This window comes from Rhodococcus (subgen. Prescottella) equi (assembly GCF_003013675.1).
Taxonomy (GTDB): Bacteria; Actinomycetota; Actinomycetes; order Mycobacteriales; family Mycobacteriaceae; genus Prescottella; species Prescottella equi.
The window spans coordinates 3,188,227-3,204,767 of the sequence record NZ_CP027793.1 but is presented as its reverse complement, the minus strand read 5'-3'; the positions used below and the strand labels follow the sequence as shown (position 1 = coordinate 3,204,767).

Below are 16,541 nucleotides of genomic sequence, written 5' to 3'. Positions count from 1 at the left end.
TGCGGCGATCAGGAAGGCGTGAACGTGGCGCAAGGTCGGATCCTTCGGCGAGCCGGGCTGGCAGGCTCTTTGGGCATAGCTGCCATGCTGTTGTCGGGATGTTCAATCGACAACTCGGTGCTTCGCTTCGGGTGGCCCTCGGGAGTTACCCCGCAGGCAGAACGCATGCGCGAACTGTGGACGTGGTCGGTCATCGCCGCCCTCGTCATGGGTGTCATCGTGTGGGGCCTCACCTTCTGGGTGGTCGTGTTCCACCGCAAGAAGAAGGACTCGCCCGAGTTCCCCCGTCAGACGGCATACAACGTGCCGTTGGAGCTGTTCTACACGGCAGTTCCGTTCGTGATCATCGCTGTTCTCTTCTACTTCACTGTCGTGGTGCAGAACTACGTCACCGAGAAGAAGGACAACCCGAACGTGGTCGTCGACGTGACGGCCTACCAGTGGAACTGGAAGTTCGGCTACCGCAGCATCGATCTCGGTGACGGCGCCGCCAAGTACGACGGCATCGACCAGGCCGCTACCGAGGCCGCGCTGGCTGCGTCGAAGCCCGAAGGCGTCGACGAGCACGGCAAGGAGAAGATCGGCGCGATCCACGGCAAGAACCCGCAGGACCTGTCCTACCTGGCGTACGACAAGATCGAGACCGTCGGCACCAGCAACGAGGTTCCGATCCTGGTGCTGCCGACCGGCAAGCGTATCGAGTTCGTCCTGGCGTCCTCCGACGTCATCCACTCCTTCTGGGTCCCGGAGTTCCTGTTCAAGCGTGACGTGAACCCGAACCCCAAGGAGAACCACTCGGACAACGTCTTCCAGATCAGTGAGATCGAGAAGGAAGGCGCGTTCGTGGGCCGCTGCGCCGAGATGTGCGGCACCTTCCACGCGATGATGAACTTCGAGGTCCGTGCAGTGACGCCGGAGAAGTTCGAGCAGTACATCCAGGCCCGTAAGTCGGTCGAAGAGGGCGGCAAGGGCATGAACACCGGCGAGGCGCTGGCGTCGATCGGCGAGTCGCCCACCGCGACCTCGACCTCCCCGTTCTACACCGATCGCACCGTGCGCGAGGCATCGGCCAACGGGAACTGACGCCCGAGAACCACTGACCAAGGACAAGAACTGATATGAAGATCGAAGCCAAGCTCTTCGAGATCCTGACGGTGTTCTTCATTCTCGTCGCGATCGTCTACGGTGTCTTCACCGCGATGTCGCGGACCGGAATCGAGTGGGCCGGCCTCACCGCGATCATCCTGTCGGCAGGCCTGAGCCTGATCGTCGGGACCTACTTCCGCTTCGTGGCGCGTCGTCTCGACACCCGCCCCGAGGACTACGAAGAGGCCGAAATCTCCGACGGCTCGGGCGACCTGGGCTTCTTCAGCCCCGGCAGCTTCTGGCCGATCCTGCTGGCCGGTGCGGCCGCCTTCGCGGCCATCTCGCTGGCGTTCTTCCAGCCGTGGATGATCGTCGTGGCCGTGGTGCTGGTTCTCACCGCCGCCGCCGGCCTGGTCTTCGAGTACCACCTCGGACCCGAGAAGCACTAGCGCTCACCTCAGAACGACGCCGAAGGCGCCGAACCCCCAGCCGGGTTCGGCGCCTTCGCCGTTCTCGGGGCTTGTCACAGGGTCGCTGCGGCGTCCGGCACCCAGTTCCCGTGGAACCCGGCGGGAACCCGGCGGGGGAGCGCGATCGACGCCTGATCCTCGAGCGTCCGCGCATCGAGGATCCTGAGCTCGGTCGAGTTCTCCGCGAGATTCGTCACCAATCCCATCACCACGCCGTGCCCCTCCGGGGAGTCCGGAGCCTCCGGGTGGAACACGAACTCGCCCACCGCCGATCGGGGGCCGAAATCGCGCATGGCCTGGATGCCGTGGGCGCGATCGGACCGGACGAGGCGGTGCTCGCCGGAGAGGTCGTCCGAGCCGACCACGAGCCAGCAGTCGTGATGGAGCGAGGCGGTGTGGCGCTCGTCGAACCGCGGGAACTCGACGTTCTCGTCGCCGAGTCGGGTGCGGCGGACGCGGCTGCTGACCAGCGGGTCCAGATGCCAGCGCTCGAGTCGCGGGCGCCCCTCGGACGGACCGGTGCGGTCGGCGTCGAACACCCGCTCGTGCACGACGAGATCCACGACCACCTTCCCGCCCTCGCTGGCGGCGTTGACCGGGTGAAAGACGTAGCACGGCTCGACGTCCAACCACATCGGTGTCGGATCACCGCGGCGGGGGACGAGCCCCACACGGGGCGGATAGCGGTGGTCCCAGCGGTACGGGAAGCCCCCGGCGCGGGTCGCAGGCACGCGGTTCAGGACCGGAGGCGGCAGTCGGACGCGTCCGATCGTGGCACTCAGCGCGAGCGCGGCGAAGGGACGCAGCGGGCGGGCGATGTTGGCGGTGACGGCGCTGCGAACGTCGAACGTGACCGGCAGGTCGTAGATCACCACGAAGTCAGGGGTGAGCGAGAAGGCGTGCATCATCGGGCTGCCCCCGACCCGGATCGGGAGCTTGCGGCGGAGACGGCCGTCCGGTCCGATGACGGTGTAGAGGACGGTGTCGCCCCGACCGAAGTGGTAGGAGACGGCGTGGAGCTCACCGGTACCCGGTTCCTCGATCGGATGGGCGGTGTAGCCGCCGCGCACCGTGCCGTCGAAGTCGCACACGTCGACCGTGTCAAGGTCGTAGGAGAGTTCGGCACAGGCGACGCCCGCCTCGACCAGGGCGAGGGTGCGCCCCGCGAAGCCGATGACGTTGGTGTTCGCCGACGGCCCGTGCAGGGGTGAGCGACCGTGCTCCGGGGGAGCGGATCGGTGCAGCGCCCTCGACGTGACCTCCGAGTCGACCCACCTGTTGCGGTACCACAGTGCGCGTCCACCGCTGATCCGGATGCCGTGCACCATGCCGTCGCCGGTGAACCAGTTGTACTCGTCCGGACGCACCTGCGCGATCGGGTTGGGGCCGTTGCGCAGATAGCGGCCGTCGAGACACTCCGGGATCGTGCCCCGCACCGGAAGGTCGAACTCGGTCACCTCGGCGCGCACCGGTGCATACCGTTCGTCGACATAGCTCGCCACCATCGAATCCCCCCGCAACATCGTCGTTGTCGAGGACAGTAGAGGCACGTCGGGGTACCCGGGTGGTTTCCGGGCGGATCCGGAACGAGGAAGGCCCCGAACCGATATCGGTTCGGGGCCTTCCTCGTCGGTCTCGGCGAACTAGTGCGCTTCGCCGTTGCCGTTGCCGGAGCCGTTTCCGCGGATGCGGTCCTGGTACTCCGTGAGCATCTTCAGCTGCTCGTGCTCAGCCTTGTGATCGGCTGCCTCGAGCGCCTGGCTCTGCTCGACCGGGTCCGGGGTGACCCAGCTACCCGAGCCGGGCTTGCCGGCGGAGCCGAGCTTGTTCATCTTCTTCGGGATCGCAGCACCCTGGTACTCCAGCGGAATCGGGTGGCCGTGATCGTCGACCGGGCCGAGCGGCTGGTGGATCTCGACGTACTCACCGTGCGGCAGGCGCTTGATGATGCCCGTCTCGATGCCGTGCTCGAGCACCGCGCGGTCGCTGCGCTGCAGACCCAGGCAGAACCGGTAGGTGACGTAGTACGCGACCGGAGGCAGGATCACCATGCCTATGCGGCCGATCCAGGTCATCGCGTTGAGCGAGATGTCCAGGTGGTAGGCGATGATGTCGTTGATGCACGAGATCGTCAGCACCAGGTAGAACGCGATGGCCATCGCGCCGATGCCGGTGCGGACCGGGACGTCACGCGGACGCTGCAGCAGGTTGTGGTGCGCGTCGTCCTTCGTGAACTTCTTCTCGATCCACGGGTAGGCGATCAGCAGTGCGAACACCAGGCCCATGATCACCGCGACGGCGAACACCGCGGGGACCGTGTACCGGTCGAACAAGTACAGCTCCCATGCCGGCCACAGACGTGCCAGACCGTCGGTCCACATCATGTAGAAGTCGGGCTGCGAGCCTGCGGAGACCTGCGACGGGTTGTACGGGCCGATGTTCCAGATCGGGTTGATCTGCAGCAGGCCGCCCATCAGGGCCAGGACACCGAACGTGAACGCGAAGAACGCGCCACCCTTGAGAGCGAACACCGGGAGGATGCGAACGCCGACGACGTTCTTCTCGGTGCGGCCGGGGCCGGGGAACTGCGTGTGCTTCTGGTACCAGACCAGCGCCAGGTGGGCGGCGATCAGGGCCAGGATGATGCCGGGCAGCAGCAGGACGTGCGCGACGTACAGACGCGGGATGATCAGGGTGCCGGGGAAGTCGCCACCGAAGATCAGCCAGTGCAGCCAGGTGCCGGCGACCGGAACACTCAGGGTGATGCCGGAGAGCGCGGCGCGCAGGCCGGTACCGGAGAGCAGGTCGTCGGGCAGCGAGTAACCGAAGAAGCCCTCGAACATCGCCAGGATCAGCAGCAGCGAGCCGATGACCCAGTTCGCCTCACGCGGGCGACGGAACGCGCCGGTGAAGAAGATGCGCAGCAGGTGCACGATGATCGACGCGGCGAACATCAGCGCAGCCCAGTGGTGGATCTGGCGGACGAACAGACCGCCGCGAACCTCGAACGAGATGTCGAGGGTCGTGGCGTAGGCGCGGGACATCTCGACGCCGCGGAGCGGCTCGTAGGCGCCGTTGTACGTGACTTCGGCCAGCGACGGGTCGAAGAACAGCGTCAGGTAGACACCCGAGATCAACAGGATGATGAAGCTGTAGAGCGCGATCTCGCCGAGCATGAACGACCAGTGCGTCGGGAAGACCTTGTTGATCTGCCGCTTCATACCGGCCGCGAGGTGGTAGCGGGAGTCGACTCCCTCTGCCTGGGCGGCAACTCTGGATTGAGTGGTAGTGGTCACGGTCGACGCTCCCAAAATGCCGGGCCGAGGGCTTCGATGAAGTCACCGTTGGCGACGAGGTAGCCCTCTTCGTTCACTGTAATAGGCAGCTGCGGAAGAGCACGAGCGGCGGGACCGAAAAGCGGCTTGCCGTACTGCAGCGCGTCGAACTGCGACTGGTGGCAGGGGCACAGGATTCGGTTGGTCTGCTGCTCGTAGAGCGAGGTGGGGCAGCCGAGGTGGGTGCAGATCTTCGAGTAGGCGAAGTAGTCGCCGTAGTTGAAGCTCTCCTGGCCCTTGCGCTTGATGACCTTCTGGGTGTCCTCGGTGCGCAGACGGATCAGCATGACCGAGTTGCGGATGCCACGCAGAGCCTTGAACAGCTCCTCGTCGTTGCCGCGCTCGGACTCACGGAAGGGGAAGACGGTCTCCATGGCGCCGGCGTCGAGATCCTCGGGGCGAACCAGCACGATGTCGTGCGGACGTCCGGTGTCGCGACGCAGGTAGATGGTCTCGCCCTCGTAGCGCGGGGTCCAGCCGGACACCCACAGCGGCGAGTCGTCGCCCTTGGCCCACGGGTTCTTGATCATGCCGCCGAGGGGCATGACGGACATGACGCCGATGGCGCCGCCACCGAAGATCAGGCTGCGCTTGATCATCTTGCGGCGGCCGATCGTCGAGCTGTCGAGCGTGTCGCCGAGCTGCGCGACGAGCGTGCGCTTGTCGACCTCGGCCGAGCCGCCGTCGTGGCGGTCCTGGATCGAGACCTCTTCGGGGACGAACTTCTTGGTGAACTTCACCGCGCCGACGCCGACACCGAGGATCGCCAGACCCATGGTGAGGCCGATCAGCGGGGTGTACAGGTTGTACGCCGAGTAGGTGTCCTCACCCGGACCGGCGTACTCCCACGGCCAGAACAGGAAGATCGCGATGAACGCGATCGCCGAGACGCCCGCCAGGATGAACCAGAAGGCAACCGAACGCTCTGCGCGCTTCTCGGCCTTCGTGCCCTTGACCGCCCAGCGGTCCTTGCGGAACGCGACATCGACGCCGTCGAGGTTGGTACCGAGCTTGACGAGGTCGTCACGGCTCATACGGTCGAGTTCGTCGTCCGTGTACTTCTTCGGCGTATCGCCGCTGCCGGCGTCGCTCATGACCTTGCTCCGATCCACAGTGCTGCACCGACGACAGCGACGATGCCGACGACCCACATCGCGAGACCCTCGGAACCCGGTCCGATTCCACCGAGGCCGTAGCCGCCGGGGTTCTTGTTCTCGCTGGACTGCTTGACGTAGGCGATGATGTCCTTCTTCTCCTCGAGCGTCAGCTGACGGTCGGAGAACTTGGGCATATTCTGCGGGCCCGTGACCATGGCGGCGTAGATCTGCTGCTCGTTGGCCGGGTCCAGAACGGGGGCGTACTTGCCGGACGACAGCGCACCGCCGCGACCGGTGAAGTTGTGGCACGACGCGCAGTTGAGGCGGAAGAGCTCGCTACCGCGGGCGACGTCGCCGCCACGCAGCGAGGACTGCGCGATCTCGCCGTTCTCGTCGCGGATGACGGTCGGGCCGCCGCCCTGGGACTGCACGTAGGCGCCGATGGCGTCGGTCTGACGGGCGTCGAACTTGGCCGGCTTACGGGAAGCCTGGGCCTCGTTGCGAGCGGCCGGCATACGACCGGACGACACCTGGAAGTACACGGCTGCCTCGCCGACACCGATGAGGCTGGGGCCGCGGTCCTGGACACCCTGCAGGTTCGCGCCGTGGCACGTGATGCAGGAGGTGTCGTAGAGCTGCTTGCCCTCGCGGATCAGCGCGGCGGAATCGTCGCTCGCGGTGGCGACCTGCGGTGCAGGCGTCAGTGCGGAGGCGAGGAATCCGGCGCTCACGAGACCCATCATCAGGATCAACGCGCCGGTGACGCGCCGGCGCAGCTTGCGCTGGCGGCGCGCCTTGGCGGCGGTGGTGCGGTCGGGCATGTCACCCTCGATTGCGGGAGGGGGGGATGAACTCATCTGTATCCCTTTGGTATGTCGGGACGACTGAAGCGTCAGGGGGCTGCCTGGTCGTTCAGCTGGCTAACGGATGAAATAAATCGTGGCGAACAGGCCGATCCACACAATGTCGACGAAGTGCCAGTAGTACGAAACGACGATCGCCGCAGTGGCCTGTGCAGGCGTGAACTTGCTGACCTTGGTGCGGACGATCAAGAAGACGAACGCGATCAGACCGCCGATGACGTGCAGGCCGTGGAAGCCGGTCGTCATGTAGAAGACCGATCCGTACACACTGCTCGAGATCGTCGTTCCCTCGTGCACCAGGTGGTAGTACTCGTACCCCTGGCCGAGCACGAAGAACGTGCCCATGGCAAGAGTCACCAGGTACCAACGCCGGAGACCGAAGACGTCACCCTTTTCTGCCGCGAAGACACCCATCTGGCAGGTGAAGGAAGACGCAATCAGCACCAGCGTGACCGGCACGGCCAACGTGAGGTTCAGCTCCGTCGGCTCCGGTGGCCAGTTCCCATTCGCCTGTGCTCGTGCAACGAAATACATGGCGAAGAGCCCTGCGAAGAACATGAGCTCGCTTGACAACCACACGATGGTGCCGACGCTGACCATGTTTGGCCGGTTCAGCGAGTGCACGCGCTGGGTGATTGCCGATCCTGAAGTCCCTACTGCGCTCGTCACGCTGAGAAGTATGACGCTTCGTCGTAAAGGAAAGCCACCCGGGTCCGGTGTCGGCGCGTCGGCCCACGTCAGAGGCCATTCCTCGGCGGTCCCGGCGGGCGTCGGTGGACGTGACAAAGTAGGCACATGGAACTCAGGAGCGGTGTCGCTCGTTGGTTTGGCGGATTTCTGTCCAGGCGCTCGCCCGCGGCCCTCGATCGAACGCGCGAGGACCTCGTGGTGGTGGTGTCCGGCTTCGACGACGTCGAGGCATGCTCGACCACCCTCGAACGTGGCGCTGCGGGCGCGCCGGCATGGGTGCCCGATGCCCAGGCCGTGCTCCGGCATCACCTCCGTCTGCCGTCGGATCGGGTGCAGGAGGCGGTGGACGTCGCGGGTCAGGACGACTACGCGCTCGCGGACGAACCCGTGGTGGACGCGGACGGGGTCGCGACGGTGCTCCTCGAGCGGGTGCAGCTTCTCGACGCCCTGCACTGCTCCCAGGAGCGGTCGCGGATGGCCGGCCTGGCCCAGCGGCTCGGGGGCACCGCGCTGGGCTGGGAGGGGCTGCAGCCGCCGTCCGCGGGGTGAGCTCGGACGGGCGCACTAAGCTGCGGAACGTCAAATCTCCGCCCGACCGGTTGGTGGGCGTACAGCAGAAGGGGTCGTCATGGTGCGGCAGTCGGCAGCGCAGGCAGTGAATCGAGTGGCGGGCGCGGCCGACCGGACCTGGCCGGCGATTCTCGGGGCCCTCACCGACGGCAGGAATCTCACCGCCGACGACGCCGCATGGGCGATGGACGAGATCATGTCCGACAACGCCACCTCCGCGCAGATCGCCGCGTTCGGTGTCGCCCTGAAGATGAAAGGTGCGACGCCGCCCGAACTGCGCGGCCTCGCGGACGCGATGCTCGGCCACGCCCGGAGCGTGCCGGTCTCGCCGGACGTGGTCGACGTGGTCGGTACCGGCGGTGACCGCTCCAACACGGTGAACATCTCCACGATGGCGTCGGTCGTGGTGGCGGCGGCGGGTGTCCGGGTCGTCAAGCACGGCAACCGTGCCGCCTCCTCCAAGAGCGGTGGCGCCGACGTCCTCGAGGCGCTGGGCGTGCACATCAATCTCGGCGCTCAGGAGGTCGCGCGCTGCGTCGAGGAGGTGGGGATCGGGTTCTGCTTCGCGCCGGTGTTCCACCCGGCACTGCGCTTCGCGGGAGCGCCACGCAAGGAGATCGGCATCCCGACGGTGTTCAACGTCCTCGGGCCGCTGACGAACCCTGCCCGCCCGCGCGCCGGACTGATCGGCTGCGCCTTCGAGGATCTCATCGAGGTGGTCGCCGGGGTGCTCGCGGAGCGCGGCAACTCGGCGCTGGTGGTGCGCGGCGACGACGGACTCGACGAACTCACCACGTCGACGACGTCGGTGGTGCACGTGGTCTCGGGTGGCACCGTGCGCACCCGGAAGCTGGATCCGACGGATCTGGGCATCGCGCGGGTGCCGCTGGATGCGCTGCGCGGGGGCGACGCCCAGGCCAACGCGGCGGTCGCGCGCGGTGTGTTCGCCGGCGACGAGGGGCCGGTCCGCGACGCGGTGCTGCTGAATGCGGCCGGTGCGCTCGCCGCGTTCGACGGCGTCGGCGACAGCCTCGAGGAATCGCTGGCCGCAGGTCTCGAGAAGGCGGCCCGGGCAATCGATTCGGGTGCCGCCGCCACGGTGCTCGAGCGGTGGGCGGCGCTCACCACGGAACTGGCCGCCCACCACTAGACGCGCGGGGCCGCCTACTCGCCGAGCGAGAAGGCGGCCTCGATGTCCGCGCTGGAGTACGACTGGAACGCGATGTGCGTCGCGGTCTTGGTCACGCCGCGCACCTTGTTGATGCGCTCGGTCACGACCTCGGCGATCTGGGCGTGGTCGCGCACCTTGACGATCGCGATCAGATCGACGTCGCCGGCGCACGAGTAGACCTCGGAGACTCCGCCCAGGTCGGCGACCGCCTGTGCAGTCTCGGGGATCCGGTCGGCCTCGGCGTGGATCATGACGATCGCGTTGATCATGGCGCTCCTTCAGCTTTGCTGTCGTTCGACAGACACAGTAGGCGCTCGGGCTGTCCGGGCGAGCGTGCACCAGTCCTCCCAGGATCCGGCGCCGTGTGCGGGCTCGGACCAGCCGTGGCTGGTCCGGACGATCCGCACACCGTCGGCGTCGAGCCAGCGCGCGATGACTGCGAGCTCCTCGGGTGAGGCACCCCGCAGTGGCACCGGATCGGGGAGGACCGTCTCCGCCGATGCGACCAGTGCCTCGACCACCGGCATCGGCGCGACGCCACGCCTCGAGACACCCGCGGACGCGAGGCGTCCGGCCCGGACGACGGCGAACTCCCAACCGCCCTCCGGAGCCGGCCGGGCGGCGACCAGTTCGTCGACGGCGGCCAGCGCGGCGAGCCGTTGCACACGGCGCAGGGCGAGGCCGAGGATCGCCACGCGGTCCCGCAGACGGGCCGCGCTCTCGAACAACTCGGCGGCGGCGAGTTCCTCGATGCGAGCGCGCGCACGCCGCAGCGGCGCGTCGTCCTCGCCCCGGATCAGCGCCCGTGCCGTCTCGGGCGCGACGCGGTAGCCCCCCTCGTCGTCGGCGATCGCAGGACAACCTCCGATGTCCCGCGGCGGGCACTTCGGTCCGTGCCGCTGCCCCTTCCCGATCCGCGTCGTACAGGTCCGCAGCCCACAGAACTCGGCCACCGTCGCGGCGGCGTCCGTGGCGTCCGTCCGGGACCGGAAGGGGCCCAGGGCGTCTGCGGTGGGCGTACGGACCACGGAGAGGCGCGGAAAAGCCTCGTCGGTGAGCGTGATCCACCAGCCGCGCATCGGGAACTTGGAGCGCCGGTTGTACGGCGGCACGTGCGCGCTCAGCAGGCGCAACTCGCGCACCCCCGCCTCGAGCGGATGCGCGCACTCGACGTGGTCGACCCGGGTCGCGAGCGCGACCATCTCCTTCATCCGTCCGCGAGTCTCGGATCCGGTGAAGTAGTTGCGCACGCGTCGTCGCAGATCCGACGCGGTCCCCACGTAGAGCACCTCGTCCGACGGCCCGCGGAACAGGTACACGCCCGGCGACCGCGGAAGGTGGCTCGCCAGGGTGCGTTTGGCGCGTTGTTCCGACGTCACGCGCGGCAGGTAGTCGAGAAGTTCCGGCAGGCTGTGCACGCCCTGGTTGCCGACCCGCCCGATGAGCGCGTGCAATACGTCGACGGTGGCCCGGGCGTCGTCGAGCGCCCGGTGCGTCGGTGTGGTGTCCGCCCCCAGCAGCGCCGCGAGCGCCGACAGTTTGACCGAGGGCGCCTCGTCACGGCCCAGGACTCGGCGCGCGAGCTTCACGGTGCACAGCACCTGGAACTTGGGCCACGGCAGACCCTGTCGGGCGGCTGCCGCCTTGAGGAACCCGACGTCGAAGCCGGCGTTGTGCGCGACGAGTACTGCACCACCGGCGAACTCGAGGAAGGCCGGGAGCACCGTGTCGATCCGCGGCGCGGTGCGCACCATCGCCGTCGTGATCCCGGTGAGTTCGACGATGTACGGCGGAATCGCGCGGCCGGGATCGACGAGGGTGCCGAGCTCCCCGAGCACCTCGCCGCCACGCACCTTCACGGCCCCGATCTCGGTGATCGCGTCGGACTCCGAGCTTCCGCCGGTGGTCTCGAGGTCGACGACGACGAAGGTCGTCTCGCGCAAAGGGGTGTCGAGTTCGTCGAAAGTCAGTTGGAGGCCGTCGGCGGTTCGGGCGTTCGGCGATCTGCTCACGACCGCAGACCTTAGAGAGCCCCTCCGACAACGGCTCCGGTGGCGCATCGGACCCGTCCGCGGGCGTGGAGAGACGAGGATCACACCCGCCGTTCTCGGCGCCCGGATCGCATCGTGTGCGATCGCTGTTGGGCGAGTTCGGTTTCGGGCCGTTGCGGCGTGGTCGTGACGGACGCGGGCGGGCCGGGGTGTGGTCTTCGGCGGCCCCCGTGGATCTCGCGCTGACCAGTGGCGACCGGCGGTTCGTCGTTCGTCGCGCGCGTTCGCCGCCGCCGCGTGGGGGAAGCGGGGTGAACGCCCTGTGGGAGCGGAACCGAACTGGTTGTTATCCGTCCGTGATGTTGGGGCCGGGAGGATGCCTCGAACCCCGGCCAAACGATTGAAAAGTGCCGATTCGGCGCGTCCGGGTCGACACGGAGGATGCGCTTTCGTAATCTTCTCGAGACCTAGCGGAGTCTTGCCGTCCCACCCGGAACGGCATCGCTGGGCCCGCCTAATCGAAACCTCATCGAGGGGACGTGCCGGGAACCCAAGTTTCCTTTGGGGTGAATCCCGTCGAAGCCGCGTGTGCGGTGTCGACGGGTAGGGCTGATCTTCCCAGCCCGAACCCGTCAGCTAACTCGGTCGGCGGACGAACGGAAGAAACGGAGTTACCTTTCTCGTGGCGTCATCCAATCTCAAGCGTTCCGCGCAGCGCGCAGCCGTCGCCGGCGCACTTGCAATCGGAGCCGTCGCGGTCTCCGCGGCCCCGGCCATCGCCGATCCCGTCAACGTCCCGGGCGTCGGCACGGTCGACCTCCCCGGCGTGAACCAGGCTCAGGTCGACGCGGCCGTCGCGCAGATCGCCCCGATCGTCGCGCCTGCGCTGCCTACCGGCTCCGCCGATCTCGCGCCCGCCGCTCCGGCTTCGGTCGCGCCGATCCTCAGCGCCGGCCAGCAGGCCCTGCAGGCAGCGGAGAGCAAGCTCGGCGCCCCCTACGTCTACGGTGCCGCCGGTCCGGACGCGTTCGACTGCTCGGGCCTCGTGCAGTGGGCCTACAAGCAGGCCGGCCTCAACCTTCCGCGTACGAGCTACGACCAGGCCGCGGCCGGTTGGTCTGTCGCACGTGACGATCTGCAGGTCGGCGACGTCATCTCCTTCTACGGTGGCAGCCACTCGGGTATCTACGCCGGCAACGGCAACGTCATCCACGCGTCGACCGCCGGCCAGCCGGTGAAGCTCGCGCCGGTGTCGTCGATGCCTTTCGACGGCGCTCGCCGCTACGCGTAGTCGACACAACAGTTCTCGGTTCTCGGGGCGGGTCCGGTTTCGGACCCGCCCCGAGCCGTATCCGAACGCCGTTCGCACCGCGTCAGCTGTGGCATTCGCGACTGTGCGGCGTTCTGTTGTACCGGTGGGTAGACACGGACATATACCCTTCCGTAACCTATTCGAGACATTACGGAGCCCATCGCCGTGCGATGGAGACTGAATCCAGAAACGGAGTGTCGCGCAGCTGTGCCCGCTGACAAGTCCTCGCTCAAGTTCAAGCGCTCGATGTGTACTGCTCTGGCGACGGGGGTGCTCTCCCTGACCCTCGTGGGGTTGCCCGCAGGCTCGGCGGGTGCCGATCCCGTGCTGAGCAATCCGACCGCGGCGCTCGACCGCCTCGCGGAACTCTCCCGGGAATCCGAACGGACCACCGAAGCTCTCCACAATGCCCAGATCGATCTCGAGGGCAAGCAGGCGGCCCAGCGGGACGCGGAGGCGCGGTTGGCGCGCGACCGGGACGCCCTCGCAGCGGCCGAATCCCGGATCGATCAGTTCCGGCCCACGGTCGGCAAGCTGGCGGCCGCGAGTTACCAAGGCGCGCGGACCAATCGGCTCTATGCGCTGATGCTGAGCGATTCGCCGCAGCAGTTGCTGGACCAGATGGCTGCGCTGGACGCCATTTCGAACGAGACGTCGAAGGCCGTCGCGGGGTTCAAGCAGGCGTCGGTCGAGGCGTCCGCCGCCGCCGAGGCCTCGCGGGTGTCCGCGGACGCGGCGCGATCGGCCACCGACCAGGCCAGAGTCGTCAGCGACGATCTGCAGAACAAGCAGAGTGAGCTGCAGAAGCAGATCGAGTCGGTGACACAGGCGTTCGACCGTCTCACCGGCGCCGAGCGGGCTCAGCTGGCCGGTAGCTCCTTCCCGCCCGGGTTCGACGCCGGACGCATCCTGGGGAACCTGGCGCCCGGCACCGGCTCCGCGGCGCTGCAGGCCGGGATGACGCAGATCGGGAAGCCGTACAGCTGGGGCGCCACCGGCCCGGACGCCTACGACTGCTCCGGGTTGGTCGTGTGGGCGTACAAGCAGATCGGCAAGGTGCTGCCGCGCTCGAGCCAGGCGCAGGCGGGTGGCGGGACGCCGGTGGACAAGAGTCAGCTGCAGCCGGGTGACGTCGTGTTGTTCTACGAGGACGCCTCGCACGTCGGGCTGTACGCGGGCGACGGCAACGTACTGCACGCCTCCACCTACGGCACGCCCGTGAAGGTCGACTCGATGGCGTCGATGCCGTTCTACGGTGCACGCCGGTACTGACCCGCAGCCCGACCCGGTCGATACACGGCCCTCGAACGGACCCGATACCCAGGGGTATCGGGTCCGGTGTCGTCCGAGGCTCATACACTCTCGGACGTGTCCGCTGAAGATCGTTCGTCCACTGCCACGCCCCGGCGGCGTGTTCGGCGGTGGGAGTGGGCGGGTCTGCTCGGGCTGGGTGTGGCCGTCGCGCTGGTGCTGAGCCTGTCGGCGTTCGATCACGGTGACGACGAACCAGCCGCCCCGCCGGGTGCCGCCCCCGTGGGCAACCCTTACGAGGATGCGCGACGCGCGGGCGCGCAGGCCCTGCTCGACGAGTGGGCCGCCGCGGTGCGCACCGGTGACACCGATTCGTTGCCGGCGCTGTTCGATCCGAACGCCGAACCCGGCTTCCTCGAGTCGGAGATCCGCCGAGCGAACAACGCCGCGGGGGTTCCGTTCGGCGAGTTCGCCTACGACATCGGTGTCGAGCCGGAGACGCCGGTGGCGTCCGCGACCGCGGACGAACTCGGGGCTTCGGACGTGTGGGCGCCGACGGTGTACCTGCGTTACTCGATCGCGGGGGCCGACGCGCAGTCGACCCGCAAACCGGTGGCGCTGCTCCTGGCGCGGCACGGCGACGAGTGGAAGCTCGTCAGCGATTCCGGCGTGCCGGGTTCCGATCGTGAGACCTGGCGTGGCCCTTGGGATTTCGGTCCGGTGGCGGTTCGTCGGGTGGACGGTGAGGAAGGTCGGCCGTCGTTCGTGCTGGGGCCGACGACGCAGGCGCCGATGATCGACCTGCTGGCGAGCGAGGTCGGCGACGCCGTCGGTCACGTCACCGACGTGTGGGGTGAGGACTGGTCGCGCCGGGCCGTGGTCATGGTCGCGGGTTCGCAGGAGGAGTTCTCCTCGCTCGTCGGCAGTGATCACAGCGGGGCGGACATCGCTGCGGTCGCCGTGTCCGACGCGGTCGACCGGCGCTCGCGGACGGCGTCCGGTCAGCGCATCGTGTTCAGCCCGGAGTCGGCGGGGCGACTGACCGACCTGACGAGGGTGTCGGTGTTGCGGCACGAGCTCACCCACATCGCCGCGCGTCCGGTGACCGAGGACGGGTCGCCGATGTGGATGCTCGAGGGGTACGCCGACTACGTCGGTTACCGGGGTATCGAGGCGCAGTTCGGTCAGCTCGCACCCACCCTGGCGGCCGACGTCGCGAAGTCCGGGCCGCCGAGCAGGCTGCCCGTCGACGGCGACTTCCGTGGCGGTGGCGACACTGCTCGGCTCGCATACGAATCGTCGTGGTCGTTGGCGACTTTCATCGCGTCGCAGTACGGCGAGGGGCAGCTGGGTGCGCTGTACCGGGAGCTGGCCCGCGGGCCGGTTGCCGACGCGGAACTCGACCGCAGGATCCGCAGCGTGCTGGGGGTCGGGACCGACGAGCTGGTGCACGCGTGGGGTGTGTGGGTCAAGGAACAACTGTCCTGACCCTGGTGGCCGCCGCCCCGTCCGCGGGACCTACGGTGGACGCATGCGTCGAACCCTGTTGGTGACGAACGATTTTCCCCCCCGCCCCGGCGGGATCCAGTCGTACCTGCACACCTTTGCCGCCCAGTTGCCGCCGGACGAGCTGGTGGTCTACGCGCCCCGCTGGCGGGGTGACAGCCACATCCGTTTCGACGCCGAGCAGCCTTACCGCGTGGTGCGTCATCCCACGACGCTCATGGTGCCGACGCCGTTCGTCGCGCGCCGGGCCGCGAAGCTGGTGCGCGAGTACGCGTGCTCGAACGTGTGGTTCGGTGCGGCGGCGCCGCTGGCACTGCTCGCGCCGACGGTGCGCCGGGCGGGCGCGGACCGGGTGATCGCGTCCACCCACGGCCACGAGGTGGGCTGGTCGATGCTGCCCGGTGCCCGGCAGGCGCTGCGGCGGATCGGCGACACCACCGACGCGGTCACGTTCGTCAGCAAGTACACCCGTGGGCGCTTCGCGTCGGCGTTCGGGGCCGGTGCCGCGCTCGAACACCTGCCCCCCGGTGTGGACACCGACGTGTTCCGCCCGGACCCGGCGGCACGCGCGGAGCTGCGGGCCCGATACGGGCTGGGGGAGCGGCCCACGATCCTGTGCCTGTCCCGCCTGGTGCCCCGCAAGGGGCAGGATCAGCTCATCCGGGCGTTGTCGGCGGTGCGACGCCGCATCGACGGCGCCGTGCTGGTGATAGTCGGTGGCGGACCGTACGCGGAGCGCCTGCAGGCCCTCGCGCACGAGTGCGGGGTGGCCGAACACGTGGTGTTCACCGGGGGTGTCCCCGCGGCGGAGTTGGCGGCGCACCACACGATCGCGGACGTGTTCGCGATGCCGTGCCGTACCCGCGGCGCCGGGTTGGACGTCGAAGGTCTCGGCATCGTCTACCTCGAGGCGTCGGCGAGCGGCGTGCCGGTGATCGCGGGACGATCCGGTGGCGCACCGGAGACGGTGCGCGAGAACGAGACCGGGTACGTCGTCGACGGGACCTCGGTGGACGACATCGCGGCTGCGCTCGTCGAGGTGCTCGAGGACCGCGACCGCGCAGCGGCGATGGGCGCAGCGGGCCGGGAGTTCGTCAAGGCGCACTGGCGCTGGGACGTGCTCGGCGCCCGGCTGCGCCACCTGTTGTCCTGAACGGTCCCGCGCCGGAGAACGGGAACGCACGACGCCCGCAGCCCTT

General features: G+C 68.3%; 15 protein-coding genes and 1 riboswitch. Of the genes, 8 read left to right on the top strand and 7 right to left on the bottom strand.

Features of this window, described 5'->3' with window-relative positions; all coding sequences use genetic code 11:
• The first annotated feature begins 18 nt into the window (after nucleotides 1–18).
• Nucleotides 19–1,083, top strand: a complete 1,065-nt coding sequence (gene ctaC, locus C7H75_RS14930; RefSeq protein WP_080561105.1) for an aa3-type cytochrome oxidase subunit II — start codon at nucleotides 19–21, stop codon at nucleotides 1,081–1,083.
• A 35-nt stretch (nucleotides 1,084–1,118) separates the two neighbouring features.
• Nucleotides 1,119–1,535, top strand: coding sequence for a cytochrome c oxidase subunit 4 (locus tag C7H75_RS14925; RefSeq protein WP_005512476.1), 417 nt, complete (start codon nucleotides 1,119–1,121; stop codon nucleotides 1,533–1,535).
• A 74-nt stretch (nucleotides 1,536–1,609) separates the two neighbouring features.
• On the opposite strand, the gene C7H75_RS14920 is transcribed toward C7H75_RS14925, so the two are convergent.
• The 5 genes from C7H75_RS14920 to ctaE all read right to left on the bottom strand — a co-directional run bounded on the left by C7H75_RS14920 (nucleotide 1,610) and on the right by ctaE (nucleotide 7,520).
• Nucleotides 1,610–3,061, bottom strand: coding sequence for a carotenoid oxygenase family protein (locus C7H75_RS14920; protein WP_106851528.1), 1,452 nt, complete (start codon nucleotides 3,059–3,061; stop codon nucleotides 1,610–1,612).
• A 138-nt stretch (nucleotides 3,062–3,199) separates the two neighbouring features.
• Nucleotides 3,200–4,852 carry a cytochrome bc1 complex cytochrome b subunit gene (gene qcrB, locus C7H75_RS14915; RefSeq protein ID WP_013416392.1) on the bottom strand — a complete coding sequence of 551 codons (1,653 nt, stop codon included), beginning with the start codon at nucleotides 4,850–4,852 and terminating at the stop codon, nucleotides 3,200–3,202.
• The gene (gene qcrA, locus C7H75_RS14910) at nucleotides 4,849–5,985 is read right to left on the bottom strand and encodes a cytochrome bc1 complex Rieske iron-sulfur subunit (protein WP_005512480.1); all 1,137 of its coding nucleotides are present in this window, start codon (nucleotides 5,983–5,985) and stop codon (nucleotides 4,849–4,851) included. The genes qcrB and qcrA overlap by 4 nt, the downstream gene beginning before the upstream one ends.
• Nucleotides 5,982–6,845: a cytochrome bc1 complex diheme cytochrome c subunit gene (gene qcrC / locus C7H75_RS14905; protein WP_172504533.1), complete on the bottom strand. Its 864-nt coding sequence runs from the start codon at nucleotides 6,843–6,845 to the stop codon at nucleotides 5,982–5,984. Before qcrC ends, qcrA begins: the two co-directional genes overlap by 4 nt.
• Before the next feature lie 63 nt (nucleotides 6,846–6,908).
• Complete coding sequence (ctaE, locus tag C7H75_RS14900) at nucleotides 6,909–7,520, bottom strand: aa3-type cytochrome oxidase subunit III (RefSeq protein WP_022596569.1); 612 nt, start codon at nucleotides 7,518–7,520, stop codon at nucleotides 6,909–6,911.
• Between the two features lie 126 nt (nucleotides 7,521–7,646).
• On the opposite strand from ctaE, the gene C7H75_RS14895 reads away from it, so the two are divergent.
• The gene (locus C7H75_RS14895) at nucleotides 7,647–8,090 is read left to right on the top strand and encodes a hypothetical protein (RefSeq protein ID WP_005512483.1); all 444 of its coding nucleotides are present in this window, start codon (nucleotides 7,647–7,649) and stop codon (nucleotides 8,088–8,090) included.
• A gap of 79 nt (nucleotides 8,091–8,169) precedes the next feature.
• Nucleotides 8,170–9,261 (top strand): anthranilate phosphoribosyltransferase, encoded by a 1,092-nt coding sequence (gene trpD / locus C7H75_RS14890; protein WP_064057677.1) that lies wholly within the window; start codon nucleotides 8,170–8,172, stop codon nucleotides 9,259–9,261.
• Nucleotides 9,262–9,275: 14 nt separating this feature from the next.
• On the opposite strand, the gene C7H75_RS14885 is transcribed toward trpD, so the two are convergent.
• Nucleotides 9,276–9,551, bottom strand: coding sequence for an Lrp/AsnC family transcriptional regulator (locus C7H75_RS14885; protein ID WP_005512486.1), 276 nt, complete (start codon nucleotides 9,549–9,551; stop codon nucleotides 9,276–9,278).
• 9 nt (nucleotides 9,552–9,560) lie between these two features.
• Nucleotides 9,561–11,294 carry a DEDD exonuclease domain-containing protein gene (locus C7H75_RS14880; RefSeq protein WP_106851527.1) on the bottom strand — a complete coding sequence of 578 codons (1,734 nt, stop codon included), beginning with the start codon at nucleotides 11,292–11,294 and terminating at the stop codon, nucleotides 9,561–9,563.
• Nucleotides 11,295–11,774: 480 nt separating this feature from the next.
• A riboswitch (cyclic di-AMP (ydaO/yuaA leader) is annotated at nucleotides 11,775–11,940 on the top strand.
• Between the two features lie 15 nt (nucleotides 11,941–11,955).
• Between C7H75_RS14880 and C7H75_RS14875 the strand changes: the two genes are divergently transcribed.
• From C7H75_RS14875 to C7H75_RS14860, 4 genes are all read left to right on the top strand, one after another.
• Nucleotides 11,956–12,564, top strand: coding sequence for a C40 family peptidase (locus C7H75_RS14875; protein WP_005512488.1), 609 nt, complete (start codon nucleotides 11,956–11,958; stop codon nucleotides 12,562–12,564).
• 267 nt (nucleotides 12,565–12,831) lie between these two features.
• Entirely contained in the window at nucleotides 12,832–13,857 is a 1,026-nt protein-coding gene (locus C7H75_RS14870) for an NlpC/P60 family protein (protein ID WP_044991208.1), read from the top strand.
• A gap of 180 nt (nucleotides 13,858–14,037) precedes the next feature.
• Complete coding sequence (locus C7H75_RS14865) at nucleotides 14,038–15,324, top strand: peptidase MA family metallohydrolase (protein WP_106851526.1); 1,287 nt, start codon at nucleotides 14,038–14,040, stop codon at nucleotides 15,322–15,324.
• A gap of 43 nt (nucleotides 15,325–15,367) precedes the next feature.
• Entirely contained in the window at nucleotides 15,368–16,495 is a 1,128-nt protein-coding gene (locus C7H75_RS14860; protein ID WP_069856497.1) for a glycosyltransferase family 4 protein, read from the top strand.
• The last annotated feature ends 46 nt before the right edge of the window (nucleotides 16,496–16,541 follow it).